We start from the raw sequence: 16,620 nt of genomic DNA on the forward strand, positions 1-16,620 counted from the left end.
TGATTGAGTAGAGGATCAAAGCATGTTGAATGTTCTATATTTTGCCAGTTTCCGCGAAATTCTAGGTCAGGCTCAGGAACAGTTGCCTGCCGATTATCAGACGGTTGATTGCCTGTTAAAGGATCTGGCTGCGCGAGGTGAAACCTGGCAGCAGGCTTTATTGCATAATCAGAATTTGCAAATCGCCGTTAATCACGATGTTGCCAACCGTCAGACCGCAATCAAGGCGGGTGATGAAGTAGCTTTTTTCCCGCCGGTAACGGGAGGCTGATCCGTGACGCACAACCCTGAACCGATGTTTCCGCATATCTGCATTCAGGAAGAGGATTTCGACCTGAGCACCGAAGCGGCGAAGCTGCGTGAAGGCCATAAGGATATTGGCGCGGTAGTGACTTTTGTCGGAACCGTTCGCGATATTAACGAAGGCGACGAAGTCTCGATTTTAGAGCTGGAACACTATCCGGGCATGACTGAAAAGGCTTTGGAGAAAATCCGTCTGGAAGCGCATGATCGATGGCATCTAGAAGCGAGTCATATTATCCACCGCATTGGCAAGATGTACCCTTGCGACCAGATTGTTATGGTCGCCGTTGCCAGTCGTCACAGGGAAAACGCGTTTCACGCGGCGCATTTTATTATGGACTACCTGAAAACCAATGCGCCTTTCTGGAAAAAAGAAACGCTCCCGGACGGAGCCGAGCGCTGGGTCGATGCACGGGTTTCCGATAAAGAAGCGGAATCCCGTTGGGCTAAATAAAAAGGCTGTGCACGCTACTGCGAAAACTTAACGCTTTGTTGCAAGCCTGCTTAAAGTGCTTATTTACTCTTTGTAGCGTGAGTACACCGACTTGTGTCTCGATTTAAGTCTTCTCATAACGCCCGCAAATTTTTTTGGCTTTATGTTGAATGAATGCTTGAATTGCTCGCCAGTCTTACGCCTCGACTGTAAACCATCCCTCCACATTATTTGAAATGTATTTTTAATCACTTTTGATTTTGAACCGAATTGCTTTAAGAGAAAACCATGAAAACCTTTGATGAAGCCTTATATGCCCTGCTATCCGATGTGCAGGTGACCACTGAATCCGAAACTATTAATGTCGGCGAAGGTCTGCAGCGCATTCTTGCCGAAGATATTGTCTCCAGCGTTAATGTGCCGCCGCATGACAACAGTCAGATGGATGGTTATGCGCTTCACAGTTTTGATCTGGAGCATGGAAACCTTTTCCCTGTCAGTCAGCGCATTGCAGCCGGAGAGGTTGGCGCCGAGTTACAGCACGGAACCGTGGCACGAATCTTTACCGGTGCGCCGATTCCGTCAGGCGCCAATATGGTTGTGATGCAGGAAGATACTGAAGAGGTTGACGGGCAGATTCAGATTAATATCAAGGCGCAGCCTGGCGCCAATGTACGCAAGAAAGGCGAAGACATTCAGCAAGGGCAGGTGATTTTACAGGCGGGAACCCGTCTTCGACCACAGGAACTGGGATTGATCAGCTCGATCGGTATCGGCGAGATCAAGGTGTTTAAACCGCTTAAAGTTGCGACCTTTACCACCGGTGACGAACTGCTGGAACCGGGCAGTGAGCCGCAGGAAGGCAAAATTTACAATGCCAACCGCTATACCTTACAGGGGTTGATTCCACAGTTGGGCTTTGAACTGATTGATCTTGGGCATGTCGCGGATACGCTGGAAGGCACCATAGAGGCGATGAAGAAAGCGGCGGATATTGCAGATGTTGTGATGACGACTGGCGGAGTATCGGTTGGTGAAGAAGATCACATCAAACCGGCACTCGAGAGCCTGGGTGAATTGAATATGTGGAAGGTGAAGATGAAGCCGGGTAAACCGATCGCTTACGGTAAGATCGGTGTCGATAAAGGGCAAGTACCGTTTATCGGTTTGCCGGGGAATCCGGTTTCCGCCTTTGCAACTTTTAAGTTGTTTGCCCGTCCTTATCTGATGAAAATGCAGGGTGCAGAGCAGATCAAAACCAATCCGATCTGGTTGCAGGCCGATTTTGATTGGCCGAAAGCCAATTTCCGTCGAGATTTCTTACGTGCGCGAATGACCAATAAACGTCAGCAAACGGTCGCTGAAATCTACCCGCATCAAGGCTCCGGAGTTTTGATGTCCACTTCCTGGGCGGAAGGCTTTGTCGTTATTCCGGAAGACAGCACGATCAAGAAAGGCGACACGGTGGCCTTCTATCCGTTTAGCGCCTTTGTCTGACGCTTCCCGAAAGCAGTAGATATCGTTGTTTACCGCTTGTCTTCAGGTATAAAAAAAGCCGCAGTGATGGCGTCGTCACTGCGGCTTTTTTATCCAATCTGTTTAAATCAGGCTAAAAGGCCGATTTAAGTCATTAGATTACAGAGATTTTTTACAGAAGTAGAAGTCTACACACTCGTACTCGCCAGATTCCATACGGGCTTTTGCTTCTTCAACCGTCGCCGCTGGTGGAACGATTACTTTTTCGCCCTTGCGCCAGTTTTCCGGTGTTGCACAAGCGTTCGCGTCAGAAGTCTGCATTGCTTCAAGAAGACGAACGAATTCGTCGATCTGACGGCCGTTGCTCATTGGATAGTAAACCATTGCGCGCAGAACCCCTTCAGGGTCGATAATGAAAGTAGCACGTACCGCTGAGGTATCCGCTGCACCTGGGTGAACCATTCCGTAAGCCTGAGCAACTTTCATGTCCAGATCGGCGATAATCGGGAACTGGATATCGATGCCGAATTTCTCTTTGATGTTCAGAACCCAAGCGTTATGCGAGTGATGCGAGTCGATTGAAAGGCCAAGAAGTTCACAGTTCAATGCATCAAACTGATCTTTACGTTCCTGGAAGGCCATGAATTCCGTCGTACAAACCGGAGTGAAATCCGCCGGATGCGAGAAAAGAACCAGCCATTTCCCTTTATAGTCTTCAAGCGTTTTGCGGCCGTGAGTCGTTACGGCATCAAATGCAGGTGCGGCTTCATTCAAACGTGGTAATCCAAAAGTTGTGTTTTCCATATCAATGTCCTATATAAGTTTTATTTATCTATTTATCGAATCCGTGAATAAGTTTAGCGAAGTGATTTTAATAAATCTAATTTAATGTTTTTAATTTAACGATAGAAATAAACTAATGCCCTCCTGTTTATTGTGTCCAGTATCTGAGAAGGTTGTGATACAACTCGGTCAATTGCAGAACGTCATCGTGTTGCTGTGAATCGTTCAGCTGGCGGCGCAGACTTTGAATGCTCTGATCCAGTTGATAGAGCATGCTACGGGCTTTGCTGTCCTGAATCAGGCTCTGTATCCACATGAAACTGGCGATCCGCTGTCCCTCGGTGACCGGAAGTACCTGATGCAGCGCCCCGGAGTCGTACAGCACCATGTCGCCGGCTTTGAGTTTGATTTCCTGCACACCCATACCGGTATCGATCTGCAGTTCGCCGCCCACATAACTGTCGGGATCGTTTAGAAACAGGGTGGCGGAAAGATCTGCACGTAACTTTTCTCCGCTGTATGGATGATTCAGAATGGCATTGTCGACATGAGCGCCGTAAAAACCGCCATTCTGATACAGGTTGAATTTCGGTGGGTAGAAGTAATTGGGCAGGGCGGCACTGACAAATGACTCGGTTTTCAGAAGACGTTTTTCTACCTGTCGACTCAGTGCTCGGGCTAGTTCTGAAGCATCGTCAAGTTGCAGATTCTGCTTAACCTGCCGTGCCAGAGAGCCGGCCGTCGCCGCTCCGTCAGTCCATTCGCCCTGTTCCAGCTGGCGGCGGATTTGCAGGCACTCTTGTTCGCTGAAAACGGAGTGAATAATTTTAAACATCGTTGTTGTCTCCTAAATTAATCATTCGAATGTCCTGTAAATTGGAACAGCCGCACAGCGCCATGGTTAACTGTAATTCTTCGGTCAGAAGCTTAAGCAGATGCGCGACACCGAGCGCACCGGCGACACCGAGTGCATAAGCCTGTAATCGCCCGACTAAAACGGCATCCGCACCTGAAGCTAAAGCTTTGAAGATATCCTGGCCGCTGCGAATTCCGCTGTCCAATAACAGTGTCATTTCAGGGCCGACCGATTGGCGTATCGTCGGTAAGGCTTCCAGGCTCGAGATGGCGCTATCCAAGGCGCGGCCGCCGTGATTGGAGACAATCAGAGCGTCAGCCCCCATTGTTTGCAGCTTTTGTGCCTGTTTCGGGTCTAATACCCCTTTAACCCATACTTTCAGGCCAAGTTGGCGGCTGTAATCCATCAGGTTTTGCAGTGTTTTCCAGTTAAGCGCCTGAGCCATAATGCCCTGAAAAATATAGCTTTCATCAGGTTTGATTTTCGGAGTAGGCAGATCGTCGTACGGACGCAGATTGATCGGTTTTTCCGGTGGCAATTTGAATCCCAAATGGCGGGCTTGTAACGAAACTTGTTGCACCGGTGCATCGACGGTAATCACAACGGCCTGATAACCGGCCTGATGCGCACGATGAATCAGGTCGAACGAGTCTTGCTGGCGTGGCTGAGCATAGAGTTGAAAGGCTTTCCAACCGTTCGCCGCATCGGCAACGTCTTCCAGCGAGTAGCCGGAAAGTGTGCTTAATACCATGCCTTGCTCAAGCGCTTCTGCGGCTTGGGCGCAGGCGCGTTCGCCATCTGCATGCAGCAGCGTTTGATGGGCGACCGGCGCTAATATAATCGGAGCGGAAAAGCGTTGCTCCTGATAGTGCCAGTGACTGTTTCCGTCGGCAACATTTTCAAGGCTGTTGGGCGTTAAAGTCATTTCGTTAAAAGCGTCCAGGTTGCGTTTAAGACTGTGCTCCTGCCCGCTTCCGCCGCTGAGATAGGCGAAAAGCGCATCGTCAATTTTTGTCTGCGCAAGCACTTCAAAATCTTGCGCACACAGAACGTGACTTTGTAGTTGTGCATAATCTTCAAACAAGTTGGCCTCCAAAGTAGAAATCTCAGCAAACATCGTAGCGAATTTGCCGAGAGAGGGTTAACACAGGCTGAGCATTTTCAGCCTGTTTACCGATGGGTTTTAAAGGGGGTTAAAACTCATAGTTAAGCGTCAATTGAATACTGCGTCCATCGCCTTTATAGGCAAAAGCACCGCTGCGGTAGGCCGCAAGATAGTAGTCTTCATCAAACAGGTTGTTGATATTTAACTGCATATCCAAATCTTTATTGACGCGATAGCTGGCAAAGGTGTCGAAAACCGTATAGCTTGGAATTTCGATGCTTTCCGAAGCGGCCGCATCCGGCTGGCCTGCATACATTTCGCTTGAGTAAGTCATCGAGCCACCCAGTGCTAATTTCGGCGTCAGCTGGTAGCGCAACAGAACATTTGCCTGGTTGTCTGCGAAGTTACTCAACGGCTTGCCGATATTATCCGCATACATGGATTCGGTGATTTCCGACTCCATCGAGGTTAGGGAGATCTGTCCGCTCAGTTTGTCGGTCAGGTTGCCTGACAGCCCCAGTTCGATTCCGCGGACCCGGTTCTCACCGGTATTCGGCGTACCGGCATTGCTGTAATCGGCTCCGCGTTCCGGTTCCATAACATTGCTTTTGGTAATCTGGAACAAGGCAGCGGTTGCCAGTAGTTTCTTGTTGTTAAGTTCCCATTTGGTTCCCAGTTCATAGCTTTTTACTGTCTCCGGTTCAATGCTGTCGGCATCGATAAAGCCGCCGTAGCCGCCATTGGTCGCCACATCCGACTCACCGCCGTTAACATTCGCCGCAGTACTGTATGAAGCATACACATTTCCGTTATCGGCGACTTTATAGACAAAGCCGACATGGCCGTTCCAGAGTCCGTCCGAATAGTCATAGTGTTCAGTCGTTGTGGTCAGATCCAAGTCGAACTTGTCGTAGCGAAGTCCACCGTGCAATGCCAGTTTGTCCGTTACATCGACGGTGTCCATCAAGCCTACCGAGGTGGTTTTCATGCGCCACAGCGAGTAGAAGCTTTCATCGCCGATCTGTTTCGCCAGCAGACTGTTGTAGTTGTCGACCATTTGCCCGTTTTCGTCCTTGAAGCAATAGCCGTCGGTAATGCCGCCGCGGCCATCAACACGACAGTTGGGCGATCCAGCGTTATTGACATTAATGTCATTGCGCTGAACTTCGTGATCCGAGTGTTCGAAGCTGACGACAAATTGATGTTTCTTCCCGCCCAGCTCGGTGTCGATGTAAGTATTCAGTGTATTGGCGAAGTAATCGACATCCTGGCTGGCCGCTTTGGGCTTGGCGGTAGCGGTGTCGTAGGTGTATTCGTCCGCCTGACCTTCATTGGCGATGGCTGTACCGTATTGCGCACCGGTTACGACATAAGAATTCGTGGTTGTTCCGATACGGGTCGAGTTTTCGATACGAACGTTCTCTGTCGCCTGATAGCCCAATTTCAAGGTTGTAGTGTCGATGATCGATTCGAAGTAGTCGTTATCCTGCGTAATAGCCGGAAATTCATCGTCGACTTTTCCGGTAGTGCGGTTGATATAGGAACCAAGATCCGGTTTGTCTTCGGCATTCAGGTGGTAATGGTCAAGGGTAACGTCCAGCTTGTCGGTCGGTGCCCAGAAAATCGAACCGGCGATCCCTTTTCGGTCTCTGTCGGCAGGCGCGCGATCCGGTACTTCTTCGTAGGCATCAAGAATGTTTAGACGCAGTGCCATATCGTCGGTCAGTACGATATTGGAATCCAGCGTATAGCGGTGATATTCATCGCTACCGAAGCCTCCGGAGAGTTTGTTGAAGCTCCGGCCCAGATTGGCCTGCTTGGTGATTGAGTTGACTGCACCACCAGTCGATCCTCGACCGGCGAAAGTGGAGCTAGGACCCTTGGTAATCTCGATCTGTTCAGTGGCAAAGCTTTCACGAGTGGTCATGCCCGGATCGCGCATACCGTCGACAAAGACATCTGAGCGCGCTTCGTGACCGCGAATAATGTAGCGGTCGCCGAACATGTTTCCGCCTTCACCGGTTCCGACAGTGATTCCAGGTTGGGTTTGCAGAATTTCTTTAAGGTCGGTTTTACCGGATTCTTTGAGTTGAGTCTGGGTAATAACCTGGATGGTTTGCGGTGTTTCCGCCAGTGGTTTGACGCGACGGCGGTCGCCGGATTCATTGACTTTGTAAGGGGCGCCTTTTTCGGCATAGGGGTTGTCGTCGACTTTTAGTCCTTCGACTTCGACAATCTCTAGGGTTGAGCCGCCTTCACCTTCTGCCCAGACTGGCGCAGCAGAAAGGCTGACAGCCATTCCGAGGGTAATGGCTTGAGTGGTCGCGCGGCTTAAAGGTTTTTTTTGCAGTCGGTTTAAGCTCTGGTTCGCTTTTAGTTTTGTTCCGTCCTGACAAGGGTTGAGACGGTTGGAAAGTTTTGTAGACATGTTTTTACTCCTCATTCTACCGTTGCGCACGAATCTGAAAGGCGTGCGCTTCCTTTTGCAAAACCCAATCGGTCCGAGAAATTCGGACGTTTAGCCGGCATTGATTGGGATATGTAAGCCCGTAAGTTAATTGATAATAATTCGCATTATATTTACATTTGATCAATATTCAAGAAAATAATAATAATTCGCATTAAGTTTAAGTTTTGTGTGAAAAGACGAGGTATGGAATTTTTAAGTGAGGTTGGATTTTTTAAGATCAGAGCGATGGTTTAGAATAGCGTGATCGAAATTCTGTTATCTAAAGGAAAGACTATGTCGAATGCAGTAAGCGGCGAACTGACTCATCTGGATGAAAAGGGTCAGGCAAGAATGGTGGATGTCAGTGCCAAAGCGCATACCGAGCGGGAAGCGCGTGCTATGGCCGTGATTAATATGCTGCCGGAGACTTTGCAGATGATTGCCGAAGGAAAGCATAAGAAAGGCGATGTACTGGCGACGGCACGCATTGCCGGAATCATGGCGGCCAAGCGTACTCCGGATATTATTCCTATGTGTCATCCTCTGCTGTTGACATCTGTTAAGGTTGAATTGACGCCGAACTTCGAAAACAGTTCGGTCGAGATCGTTGCCATCTGTAAGCTGGTCGGGCAGACCGGTGTTGAAATGGAAGCGCTTACGGCGGCTTCGGCAGCGGCTTTAACCCTGTATGACATGTGCAAAGCGGTCGACAAGGGAATGGTTATCGACCAGGTTCAATTACTGGAGAAGAAGGGCGGTAAATCCGGTCACTGGGTGCGCAGCGGCGCGACTGCCTAGGCGTTGTTCCGAGTCAGGTTTCTTCCCAGTGCAGTTCTGAAGAGATATTGCCTAATGACGGGTGCATTTTCTGCGGTTTGTCGAGGTAATATCCCTGTCCCATATCCACGCCCAATTCGCGGCAGGTTTCCAGAATTGCCTCGCTCTCGATGAATTCGGCAATGGTGCGTTTACCGAGCCCTTTGGCCACGGTTACCATACTTTCAACAAACAGACGGTTTTCCATGGAAGTGTCCAGATTCTGGATAAAGGTGCCATCTATCTTTAAAACATCCACTTTCAAATGTTTCAGGTAGGCAAATGAGGCAAAACCGGTTCCGAAATCGTCCAGACAGACAGTACAGCCGATGTCGTGCAGCGCATCGATAAACTGGCTGGCGTCCTGGATATCGGCGACGGTTTCCGTTTCGGTGAGTTCAAACAGCAGTCGCTGCGGCTTGACCTGATAAAAGGCAATCATTTTGGCGATATAGTCGGGTAGCGAGACATCATCGAATGAGCGTCCGGAAAGGTTGATCGCGATATCCGGAATGTTCGGATTCTGTGCCAGCATTTCGATACTGCGATGAATGACATAGCGGTCGATTTCGACGATCTGCCCATTTTTTTCTGCGATCGGGATAAATTCGTTCGGATGGACGAGTTTGTTCTCTTCGTCACGGATTCTGACCAGCGCCTCCAAGTGGCCAAGCTTCTGATCGTGGATATGATAGACGCCCTGAAAGTGCAGTTCGATCTTATGCTGATTCAAGGCCTTGTTTATCGATTCAGCCCACGACAGTCGAGCCATTTCACGGTCGAGCCGGCTACTGCGCGGATTGTAGACGGTATAGGTGTTTTTCCCTCTGTCTTTCGCTTCATACATCGCGATATCGGCATGGGACGGCAGCATTTCCGGATCTGCGCTCGGATGCGGATAGAAGGAGATGCCGATACTGGTCGTAATCCTTAACTGCTGGGAGCCGAATTGATGCGTAGTATTGGCCAGAGCGTTGATAATGCGTTCGGCGAGAAATTCGGCCTCTTGCTGATCGGAGACAATCGACAGCAGGGCGAATTCATCGCCGCCAAGGCGGAATAACCATTCCTCCTTGCGGATATGGGTACGCATGGTATTGGCGACCAGAATCAAGGTTTCATCGCCGCGCGCATGGCCGAAGGTATCGTTAATCAGCTTGAATTCGTCCAAGTCGAAAAACAGCAGGGCCAGAAGCTGGTTGCGGCGTTTAGCAAAAGAGGCCATGCGAAAAATCTGTTGTTTGAAGCCGTGTCGATTATTCAGGCCGGTAAGCGGGTCGTAAGTGGCCAGTGTCGTCAATTCCTCTTCCAGTTCTTTCCGCTGGGTAATGTCTTCGAACACCCAGAGGTTGCCACCACCGGTTTGCTTTTCTTCAACATCCATCTGCGTCTGCAGAATGACTCGGCCATCGGAAAGCTGGCATTCGTAACGCCGTTCGCCGACCTGGCGGGCATCAATTTTCTGCTCGGATAACACCTTCAGAGGTGAGCGTTTGAGAACATTTTCCAGTGGCTGGTGGTAGATGGAGATGGAAGGATTCAGTCGCCAGATGTCAAAGAAGGTCTGGTTGTGGTATTCGATCAGGTCGTCGGAGTTTTCGAACAGAATTCCGACATTCATGGTGTTGAGCAGGGACTCCATTCGGCTCTGTTCAAGTTCAAGAAGGTGTGTTCGACGCTGGATGGACTCGCGTAATTCGTCAAAACTTTGCCCCAGTCGGCCGATTTCATCGTGCCCCAGAAATGGAATCGGGCTTTGATAATCGCCGTTTAACATTTTCTGACTGGCGTGGGTCAGCTTGCGCAATCCTTTGGTTAAAAAGCCCATTAACAGGGTTGTCAGAATGATGGTCAGAAGAATGGCCAGCGTCGTCAGAAAAACCATCTCCTGACGAAGCTCCTGTTTAAGTTTTCCGTACTGCTGCAAACTTAAGCTGTAGACCAAATGGCCGACCAATTCGTCTGCAAGGCGTAACTCGATTTGTGCAAATTGAGTACCATTGTGCGGTTCCTGGGTGTCTTTTCCCGGGTTGTCTACGTGGGCAATACGGCGATTGTCGATATTGAGTACTTCAATGTGATCCAGACCGGGATGGTCTTTTATCAGCTGGTTCATGCGTTCAACCAGACTGGCATAATCCTGATTGAACAGCAACGGGGCTAAAGCCGAGTTAAGAAATTCGCTGAACTGCTCTCTAACGTTTTTCTGCTCTTTATTCGAGAAACTGGTGATTGAATCGTTGATATTTAAAATCAGCAGAAACAGCAACAGGCTCAAAACCGCGGCGATGCTGATATTGATGCGGTTGGCGAGGGAGACGAACCATTTCATGGGGTTACCTCAAGCAGACCGACACCTTTGAGAAAACCGTCCAGTTGCGGCATATCCTGAGGGGTTTCCCGTCGAGTGCCTGTCAGTCCGGTGTTGGCAAAATAGGTTTTGCCTGCTTCGGTATTCGGAAAGTTCAGAAAAGCTTCCCTTAAGCGCCGAATGCGTTCCTGCCCGAGTTTGGGATTGACCATGACGGCAAATCCCGGAATCAGTTCGGATTTGAACAGCAGACGCAGCGACTTTTTGCCTTTCGGGTTGAAGTCCTCCCAAGCCGGTTTGCCAAAAGCGCCAAGAGGCTGAATTTTATTAATCACGGCAAGCATGGCGTTATGGTGCGAATTGGTTTCTATGACCGTGATGTCTTTTCCCGGTGTCAAGCCGGCATTTTGCAATGCTTGACGGCTCAAATAGTTCACTATGGCGCTTTTCGGCGGCATGATAATTTGCTGCCCTTTAAAGTCTTTTAACTGCTTTCCGGCGTTTTCTTCACGTGTTGTGATTACGGCATAGGACGAGTTGGCGGTAAAGCCGAGCCAGTAGTAACCGCTGGCCAGTTCAGCCAGACGTCCCATATGCGGAGCGCCCATGATGATGTCGTATTTCTGTTGCAAAATGCCTTGGTTGTACGATTTGAAGTCTTTGGCGCTGATCAGGTAGACCGGCTCTTTCAGAGCTTGCTCGAAATAGCGTTTAATCGGCTGATGCACTTTTGCAATATAGCTGGGGTTGGCATAGGGGAATACGGCAAAGCTGATATGCGAGGAAGCATAGGCGCCAGCGCATAAAGTGGCGAGAAAAATTGCGCTAATAAACTGAAATAGGGGGGTAAGCTGTATCACGAATAGGCCAGATTTACTCGTAAAATGGATTTCAAAACAGTCCAGATTCTACCTTAGTTTTCGTACTGAAATAAACTAAGTTGCCTAAAAAATACCTGCTCTTACGATGGGATAACTCTTGGCGAATCAGCCGAGAAAGCGCTTCAGGTTAAGGCTTTAATATAAGATTGTGTTTATATTGTCCGATTGTTAGCGATCATTTGAGGCATGGCCTGAGATCGGAAAGGCTTCTTGAACGCGGTACTGTCTCCCTTCGGATGTCCGGTATATTTCATCAGTTCAAGCAAAGAATGGAGTTGGAATTATGGGTGTTTTTTTACGCTTTATGCAGATAACGGTCGTGTATTTCAGCGTATTTTCCGGTTTCTGTTATGCGCAGGAGACGGTTAAGGTTCCGGAGCGGGATGTGATTACGGGTTATGTACTGACATCGAGCGAGAAAGAGGTCAGTAAACAGCTGAAAAAAGTATTCAATGTAACGATGCAAGTCAGGGTGGAAACGGTTTTGAAAACCAGCAGGCGTGTGCAAGCGAATCAAATCATCGATGTGATCTACAGCGAACAATATCCGGATAATAAGGTGGGAAAACCGTTTTCAAAAAGAAAAATTAAAGCGGGCGATCATTACCGTTTTTATTTGCAGAAGCGTTCAGAGAGTCATTATTTCATCTGCAATAAAATAGAGGAGATAGAGGGTAAAGAGGATTAAAGAAAAACGGCCCAAGCCGGAAATGAATCCGACTTGGGCCGTTCAGGCGATTGCCATCAAGAAATGGCGGGCAAACTTAATTGCGCTGTTTCTTGTGGCTTCTGCCGTTGTCCGGTGCTCTTCGGCTTAGACGCTTACGTCCGGCACCTTGTGTTTTGACTTCGGAAATTTGTAACTGCTGACCGCATACCCAGGCTTTTTTCAGGTCGTTTAAAGCTTCACGCGGCATTTTTTCCGGCAAATCAACCATAGAGTAACTGTCTTCAATGGTCAGCTGACGGATAAACTCACTGTCCAGACCGGCTTCATTGGCGATACAGCCGACAATGTTACCCGGGCGGACACCGTGGGTACGACCGACTTCCAGACGGTAGCGCGCCATTCCTTCATCTGGCGAAGAGGATTGACGACGACGCTGGCGACGTTCTCCACCGTCACGATCACGATCGCCTCGGCCGCGACGGTTATCGCGATCAAAGTCACGATCACGGTCGCGTTTGGATACTTCTCGCACCGGCTTGTCTTCGATAAAGAAAGGAACGTCTCCCTGCATTAGACGAGCCAGTGCCGCGGCCACTTCGACAGCCGGAACATTCTGTTCGTTTTCTACCTGTTCGATCAGGTCTTGATAGAAGCCTAATTCATCCATTTGCAGCGCTTCGACAATACGGTTTTTGAAACGTTCGATACGGCTGTCGTTAATCATCTGCGCCGAAGGCAGGTGCATTTCGGCAACTTTCTGTTTGGTGGTGCGTTCGATCGACGCCAGTAGACGGCGCTCGCGTGGAGTAACGAACAGAATGGCCGTTCCGGAACGACCGGCACGGCCGGTACGACCGATACGGTGTACGTAAGATTCGTTGTCTTGCGGAATATCGTAGTTAACAACGTGACTGATACGCGGTACGTCAAGACCACGGGCAACAACGTCGGTCGCAACCAGGATGTCCAGTTTGCCGTCTTTTAGCTGGTCAACGATACGCTCACGTTGATTCTGTGCGATGTCACCGTTTAGAGCCGCCGCGGCATAACCGCGTGCTTCCAGTTTTTCGGCCAGTTCAACAGTCGCGTTTTTGGTGCGGACGAAGATGATCAGGCCGTCGATGTCGGCGGAATCGGCTTCCAGAATTCGGGTTAAGGCATCCAGTTTATGACCGCCGCTGACCATCAGGTATTTCTGGGTAATGGTGGTTGCAGTCGCAGTTTTCTGCTTGATAATCACTTCGGTCGGATTATTCAGGTAGTTGCTTGCGATACGGTGAATTTCTTTCGGCATGGTTGCCGAGAAAAGTGCAATCTGACGGCTGTTTGGCGTGTGTTCAAGTACCCATTCAACATCGTCGATAAAGCCCATGCGCAGCATTTCGTCGGCTTCGTCGAGAACCAGAAGTTTCAGCTCGTCAAGTTTCAGCGTGCCTTTGCGCATATGATCCATAACACGACCCGGGGTACCGACAACGACATGCACGCCGCGCTTCAAAGCGCGGATCTGCGAACCGTAGTCGGAGCCACCGTAGATCGGCAGCACGTGAAAGCCTTTCATATGGTGGGCGAAGCTCTGGAAGGCTTCGGAAACCTGAATGGCCAGTTCGCGAGTCGGCGCAAGTACGAGAATTTGCGGGTTCTTTTGACGGATGTCTGCATTGCTCAGTGCAGGCAAGGCAAAGGCTGCGGTTTTACCGGTACCGGTCTGTGCCATTCCCAGAATATCGCCACCTTGCAATAACGCAGGGATCGCTTGGGCCTGGATCGGGCTCGGCGTTTCGTAACCGATCTCGCTGATCGCGGAAAGAATTTCTGGTTTTAGACCGAGGTCTTTAAAAGTGATTTCACTCATCGGGAGTCCTTATCTCTATGGATATGACTTTGCCCGGAATATACAAGGATGGCGGTCAAATAATGGACAGCGCAAAGACTCAGTAGGGTTGCAGGTATTGTCGGCAACGCTGAATGAGGTACTATTCTGGGGCAAATCTGTGTTCATTAAAACGAGCACCTTTGCATCAAAACAGCATCGCATCATAACGAGGCCAGTGGCGTGGCAAACGGCTCTTGGTAGGCATTAATTTCAGTAGTCGACCGGCAAATCAAAACGGGTCGGGGATGTCAGGCTTAAAGATATTTAATAGCCGTATTAATGCGGGGGGCGAATTCTACTAAATCCTTGTGATAATTGCAAATTTTAGATATTGCTTCGGGAGAATAAAGGATTTATTTGGCCTGGAAAAGTCGGTGTTTTCGGCTGAAGAAATCGGAATGGGGTTTTTTACGACCTGTTTAAAGGGCGTTTTTGCCTTCATCTTTACCTTGTCTTTACCTTAAGTTGGTCGAAATAGGTCGTTCAATAGACTTCAATCGATCTATTTCCCGGCCTTTCTATACAATTTGTGCAGATTTGCAGGAAGAAAGGCGCAAAAGCAGCATGTAGCGAATTCTATTTATTGAAATCGATTAAAGGGAAAGTGTATGAAATCTTTATGATTTTGATCAGCTTTAATGCTGATTTTTTAGTAGCAATGCAAAATATAATGCTATAGACTAAAGCTGAATTTATTTTTATTTAAGGGTTGGGTGTTTTTGCAGTTAATGCGATAAGGCGCAAAACCATTAGGTTGAGTTTTGATTTCTTAAGGGGATTTTGTAATGACTAAACTAGCTAAAATGACTTTGGCATCAGTTTTTTCCGCGGCTCTAATGCTTCCTGCGGTTTCTAACGCTGCGCCTGCTGGTGCAGCTGCTTCTGGCGCGGCTGCTTCTGGCGGCGCGGCTGCTGCTGGTGGTGGTGCTGCCGTTGCTACAGCCGGTGGTGTAGGGATTACTGCCGGTATGGTTGTTACTGCGGTTGCAGTTGGTGCGGTTGCTTTTGCTGCTACTGACGACAATGCTACTGGTACTACGGGTACTAACTAAAAGTAGCGGTTTTAAATGTAACCGTTTCTTTTGAAAAGCCGCTTATGCGGCTTTTTTTATGCATTGAGCAGGCCAAAGATTTGGTGCTGTTGGTAACCTCGGGTCTTTGACTGACGTTATAATTGCTGAAAGCCGTTAAAACGGGCAATCAATCCGCACTTCTGATATTTTATGAAAAGAATTTATTTACTGATCCTCTTAGGCGTTTTTGTTTCCGGTTGCAGTTCAACTTCCGATAAGAATTCCTCTTCATTTTTTTCTTCCTCGGCAAAACTCTTAACCAATCTGGTCTCGACGCCGGTCGTGACTAAAGCTCAGGCGGATAAACTGCCTTATGCTTCGATCTACGCTTCATTTAGCGGCGGTGCTTATGGGATGATGGTGCTCGGCTATTACCAGGAGCCTGTGCGCAAGTGGTACAGTGCGGATCGTTATGCTCTGGCGTTTAATGGTAATCAGATTCAGCAGATCTACACGCCAAAAGGCGTTCAGGTCGAAGCCAACGCAGTCCAGTTCTATGCGGGTGAGCCGTTTAAGGATGTCAGCGCTGAACGTAACATGCCGGTTATTTATAAAGTTAATTTCCCGGAACAGAACCGTTACGGCCTGCTTGCCGAAGGTGAGTTACGTATTGCCGGTGAAGAGGTTCGCACTCTGTGGGGCGAGCCAGTCCGGTTACAGCGGCTTGAAGAGACGCTTTCGATTAAGGGGTTGAATAAAAGCTGGGTCAATATTTACTGGCGTGATCCCAAAACGGGTTTTATCTGGGAGTCGGAACAGTATTGGGGGGGGGGCCCGAGGGTTAAATTTCAGGTCTTGAAGCCGTGGATGGAGGTACTTTATCCATGAGGATTAAAATGATCGTTCGCTTTATCTTGCCGTTGTTCTTTGGGTTGTCAATCAATGCGGTTTGGGCTCAGGAGGTTGATATTTCCTTTTCGGGTTGTGTGTCCAAAGATGGCACCATGCGCTTTGAGCAACCGCCTAGATTGTCTCAAGTGCTGCAAGTGGCCGCTATTCAGGACTGTGTTTATTTTGCCGGCGCTTCCTGGGGCAGCGAAGTGGCTAAGGCGGCACAGTTCAAGCAGAAACAGGCGTTATTGGCCAAGATTGATCTGGTGTTAAATGCCAATCAGGATCAAGCTTTGCAGAGTTATCTGCAAGCACTGCGTCAGTTAATTGATTCGCAGGAAGTTACAGGGCGGATTTTTGCCAGTTTGACTCCGCTCGAAGTGGAAACGGCCGCGCGGGCCAACCGAAAAGTTATGAGTCGGGCCTACTTTCACTTTCCAAAGCAACCGCAAGCGATGCTTTTCATCGGTTTTAAATACCCTTCAACACCCTATGCTTCCGACTGGGATTTGAATCGGTATGTCGAGAAAAACCCGCCTTTGGCATTTACTCAAAAAGGCTGGGTCATCGTTGTACAGCCCGACGGTGCAATCGAGCGCCGTAAAGTGGGGCTTTGGACGCATGAACAATTTTATGCCGCACCCGGCGCCTGGATTTTGGCTCCGGTCAAAGATGCCTATCTGCCGGATTCGGCACAGGATTTTAACCAGCAATTAGCCCGATGGTTGGCTACACAAACGATACGTTAGGAGCAAAA

Annotated in this window: 15 protein-coding genes; 8 read left to right on the top strand and 7 right to left on the bottom strand. The window is 49.1% G+C overall.

Annotated elements, in window-relative coordinates; all coding sequences use genetic code 11:
* Positions 1–22: 22 nt before the first annotated feature.
* From moaD to HQN79_RS00795, 3 genes are all read left to right on the top strand, one after another.
* The gene (moaD, locus tag HQN79_RS00785) at positions 23–271 is read left to right on the top strand and encodes a molybdopterin converting factor subunit 1 (RefSeq protein ID WP_173283806.1); all 249 of its coding nucleotides are present in this window, start codon (positions 23–25) and stop codon (positions 269–271) included.
* 24 nt (positions 272–295) lie between these two features.
* Positions 296–757 (top strand): molybdopterin synthase catalytic subunit MoaE, encoded by a 462-nt coding sequence (gene moaE / locus HQN79_RS00790; RefSeq protein ID WP_173286861.1) that lies wholly within the window; start codon positions 296–298, stop codon positions 755–757.
* A gap of 267 nt (positions 758–1,024) precedes the next feature.
* A complete protein-coding gene (locus HQN79_RS00795; RefSeq protein ID WP_173283807.1) occupies positions 1,025–2,233 on the top strand; it encodes a molybdopterin molybdotransferase MoeA in 1,209 nt (402 codons plus the stop codon).
* A gap of 138 nt (positions 2,234–2,371) precedes the next feature.
* Here the strand turns inward: HQN79_RS00795 and HQN79_RS00800 are convergent, their stop codons facing one another.
* The 4 genes from HQN79_RS00800 to HQN79_RS00815 form a co-directional block, all read right to left on the bottom strand.
* The gene (locus HQN79_RS00800; protein WP_173283808.1) at positions 2,372–3,016 is read right to left on the bottom strand and encodes a peroxiredoxin; all 645 of its coding nucleotides are present in this window, start codon (positions 3,014–3,016) and stop codon (positions 2,372–2,374) included.
* Positions 3,017–3,143: 127 nt separating this feature from the next.
* On the bottom strand, positions 3,144–3,830 hold the full coding sequence (locus HQN79_RS00805) for a Fe2+-dependent dioxygenase (RefSeq protein ID WP_173283809.1): 687 nt from the start codon (positions 3,828–3,830) through the stop codon (positions 3,144–3,146).
* Positions 3,823–4,935 carry an alpha-hydroxy acid oxidase gene (locus tag HQN79_RS00810; protein ID WP_173283810.1) on the bottom strand — a complete coding sequence of 371 codons (1,113 nt, stop codon included), beginning with the start codon at positions 4,933–4,935 and terminating at the stop codon, positions 3,823–3,825. Before HQN79_RS00810 ends, HQN79_RS00805 begins: the two co-directional genes overlap by 8 nt.
* A 109-nt stretch (positions 4,936–5,044) precedes the next feature.
* Complete coding sequence (locus HQN79_RS00815) at positions 5,045–7,384, bottom strand: TonB-dependent receptor (RefSeq protein ID WP_173283811.1); 2,340 nt, start codon at positions 7,382–7,384, stop codon at positions 5,045–5,047.
* Positions 7,385–7,699: 315 nt separating this feature from the next.
* On the opposite strand from HQN79_RS00815, the gene moaC reads away from it, so the two are divergent.
* Positions 7,700–8,203 (top strand): cyclic pyranopterin monophosphate synthase MoaC, encoded by a 504-nt coding sequence (gene moaC, locus HQN79_RS00820; RefSeq protein WP_173283812.1) that lies wholly within the window; start codon positions 7,700–7,702, stop codon positions 8,201–8,203.
* A 13-nt stretch (positions 8,204–8,216) separates the two neighbouring features.
* On the opposite strand, the gene HQN79_RS00825 is transcribed toward moaC, so the two are convergent.
* Positions 8,217–10,553: a bifunctional diguanylate cyclase/phosphodiesterase gene (locus HQN79_RS00825; RefSeq protein ID WP_173283813.1), complete on the bottom strand. Its 2,337-nt coding sequence runs from the start codon at positions 10,551–10,553 to the stop codon at positions 8,217–8,219.
* Positions 10,550–11,392, bottom strand: a complete 843-nt coding sequence (locus HQN79_RS00830; protein WP_173283814.1) for a phosphate/phosphite/phosphonate ABC transporter substrate-binding protein — start codon at positions 11,390–11,392, stop codon at positions 10,550–10,552. Before HQN79_RS00830 ends, HQN79_RS00825 begins: the two co-directional genes overlap by 4 nt.
* A 304-nt stretch (positions 11,393–11,696) precedes the next feature.
* Here HQN79_RS00830 and HQN79_RS00835 point away from each other — a divergent pair, with 304 nt between their 5' ends.
* The gene (locus tag HQN79_RS00835) at positions 11,697–12,101 is read left to right on the top strand and encodes a hypothetical protein (protein ID WP_173283815.1); all 405 of its coding nucleotides are present in this window, start codon (positions 11,697–11,699) and stop codon (positions 12,099–12,101) included.
* Positions 12,102–12,177: 76 nt separating this feature from the next.
* On the opposite strand, the gene HQN79_RS00840 is transcribed toward HQN79_RS00835, so the two are convergent.
* Complete coding sequence (locus HQN79_RS00840; RefSeq protein WP_173283816.1) at positions 12,178–13,938, bottom strand: DEAD/DEAH box helicase; 1,761 nt, start codon at positions 13,936–13,938, stop codon at positions 12,178–12,180.
* An 806-nt stretch (positions 13,939–14,744) separates the two neighbouring features.
* Between HQN79_RS00840 and HQN79_RS00845 the strand changes: the two genes are divergently transcribed.
* The 3 genes from HQN79_RS00845 to HQN79_RS00855 all read left to right on the top strand — a co-directional run bounded on the left by HQN79_RS00845 (position 14,745) and on the right by HQN79_RS00855 (position 16,612).
* Positions 14,745–15,011, top strand: a complete 267-nt coding sequence (locus HQN79_RS00845) for a hypothetical protein (RefSeq protein ID WP_173283817.1) — start codon at positions 14,745–14,747, stop codon at positions 15,009–15,011.
* 171 nt (positions 15,012–15,182) lie between these two features.
* Positions 15,183–15,860: a YjbF family lipoprotein gene (locus HQN79_RS00850; protein WP_173283818.1), complete on the top strand. Its 678-nt coding sequence runs from the start codon at positions 15,183–15,185 to the stop codon at positions 15,858–15,860.
* 8 nt (positions 15,861–15,868) lie between these two features.
* On the top strand, positions 15,869–16,612 hold the full coding sequence (locus HQN79_RS00855; protein ID WP_173283819.1) for a capsule biosynthesis GfcC family protein: 744 nt from the start codon (positions 15,869–15,871) through the stop codon (positions 16,610–16,612).
* The last annotated feature ends 8 nt before the right edge of the window (positions 16,613–16,620 follow it).

The sequence above is a fragment of the Thiomicrorhabdus xiamenensis genome (assembly GCF_013282625.1).
Lineage (GTDB): Bacteria > Pseudomonadota > Gammaproteobacteria > Thiomicrospirales > Thiomicrospiraceae > Thiomicrorhabdus > Thiomicrorhabdus xiamenensis.

Bases quoted from the DNA above. Each gene is read 5' to 3' on its own strand.
- moaD (WP_173283806.1), top strand. From the start codon at position 23: ATGTTGAATGTTCTATATTTTGCCAGTTTCCGCGAAATTCTAGGTCAG.
- moaE (WP_173286861.1), top strand. From the start codon at position 296: ATGTTTCCGCATATCTGCATTCAGGAAGAGGATTTCGACCTGAGCACC.
- HQN79_RS00795 (WP_173283807.1), top strand. From the start codon at position 1,025: ATGAAAACCTTTGATGAAGCCTTATATGCCCTGCTATCCGATGTGCAG.
- HQN79_RS00800 (WP_173283808.1), bottom strand. From the start codon at position 3,016: ATGGAAAACACAACTTTTGGATTACCACGTTTGAATGAAGCCGCACCT.
- HQN79_RS00805 (WP_173283809.1), bottom strand. From the start codon at position 3,830: ATGTTTAAAATTATTCACTCCGTTTTCAGCGAACAAGAGTGCCTGCAA.
- HQN79_RS00815 (WP_173283811.1), bottom strand. From the start codon at position 7,384: ATGTCTACAAAACTTTCCAACCGTCTCAACCCTTGTCAGGACGGAACA.
- moaC (WP_173283812.1), top strand. From the start codon at position 7,700: ATGTCGAATGCAGTAAGCGGCGAACTGACTCATCTGGATGAAAAGGGT.
- HQN79_RS00825 (WP_173283813.1), bottom strand. From the start codon at position 10,553: ATGAAATGGTTCGTCTCCCTCGCCAACCGCATCAATATCAGCATCGCC.
- HQN79_RS00835 (WP_173283815.1), top strand. From the start codon at position 11,697: ATGGGTGTTTTTTTACGCTTTATGCAGATAACGGTCGTGTATTTCAGC.
- HQN79_RS00840 (WP_173283816.1), bottom strand. From the start codon at position 13,938: ATGAGTGAAATCACTTTTAAAGACCTCGGTCTAAAACCAGAAATTCTT.
- HQN79_RS00845 (WP_173283817.1), top strand. From the start codon at position 14,745: ATGACTAAACTAGCTAAAATGACTTTGGCATCAGTTTTTTCCGCGGCT.
- HQN79_RS00850 (WP_173283818.1), top strand. From the start codon at position 15,183: ATGAAAAGAATTTATTTACTGATCCTCTTAGGCGTTTTTGTTTCCGGT.
- HQN79_RS00855 (WP_173283819.1), top strand. From the start codon at position 15,869: ATGATCGTTCGCTTTATCTTGCCGTTGTTCTTTGGGTTGTCAATCAAT.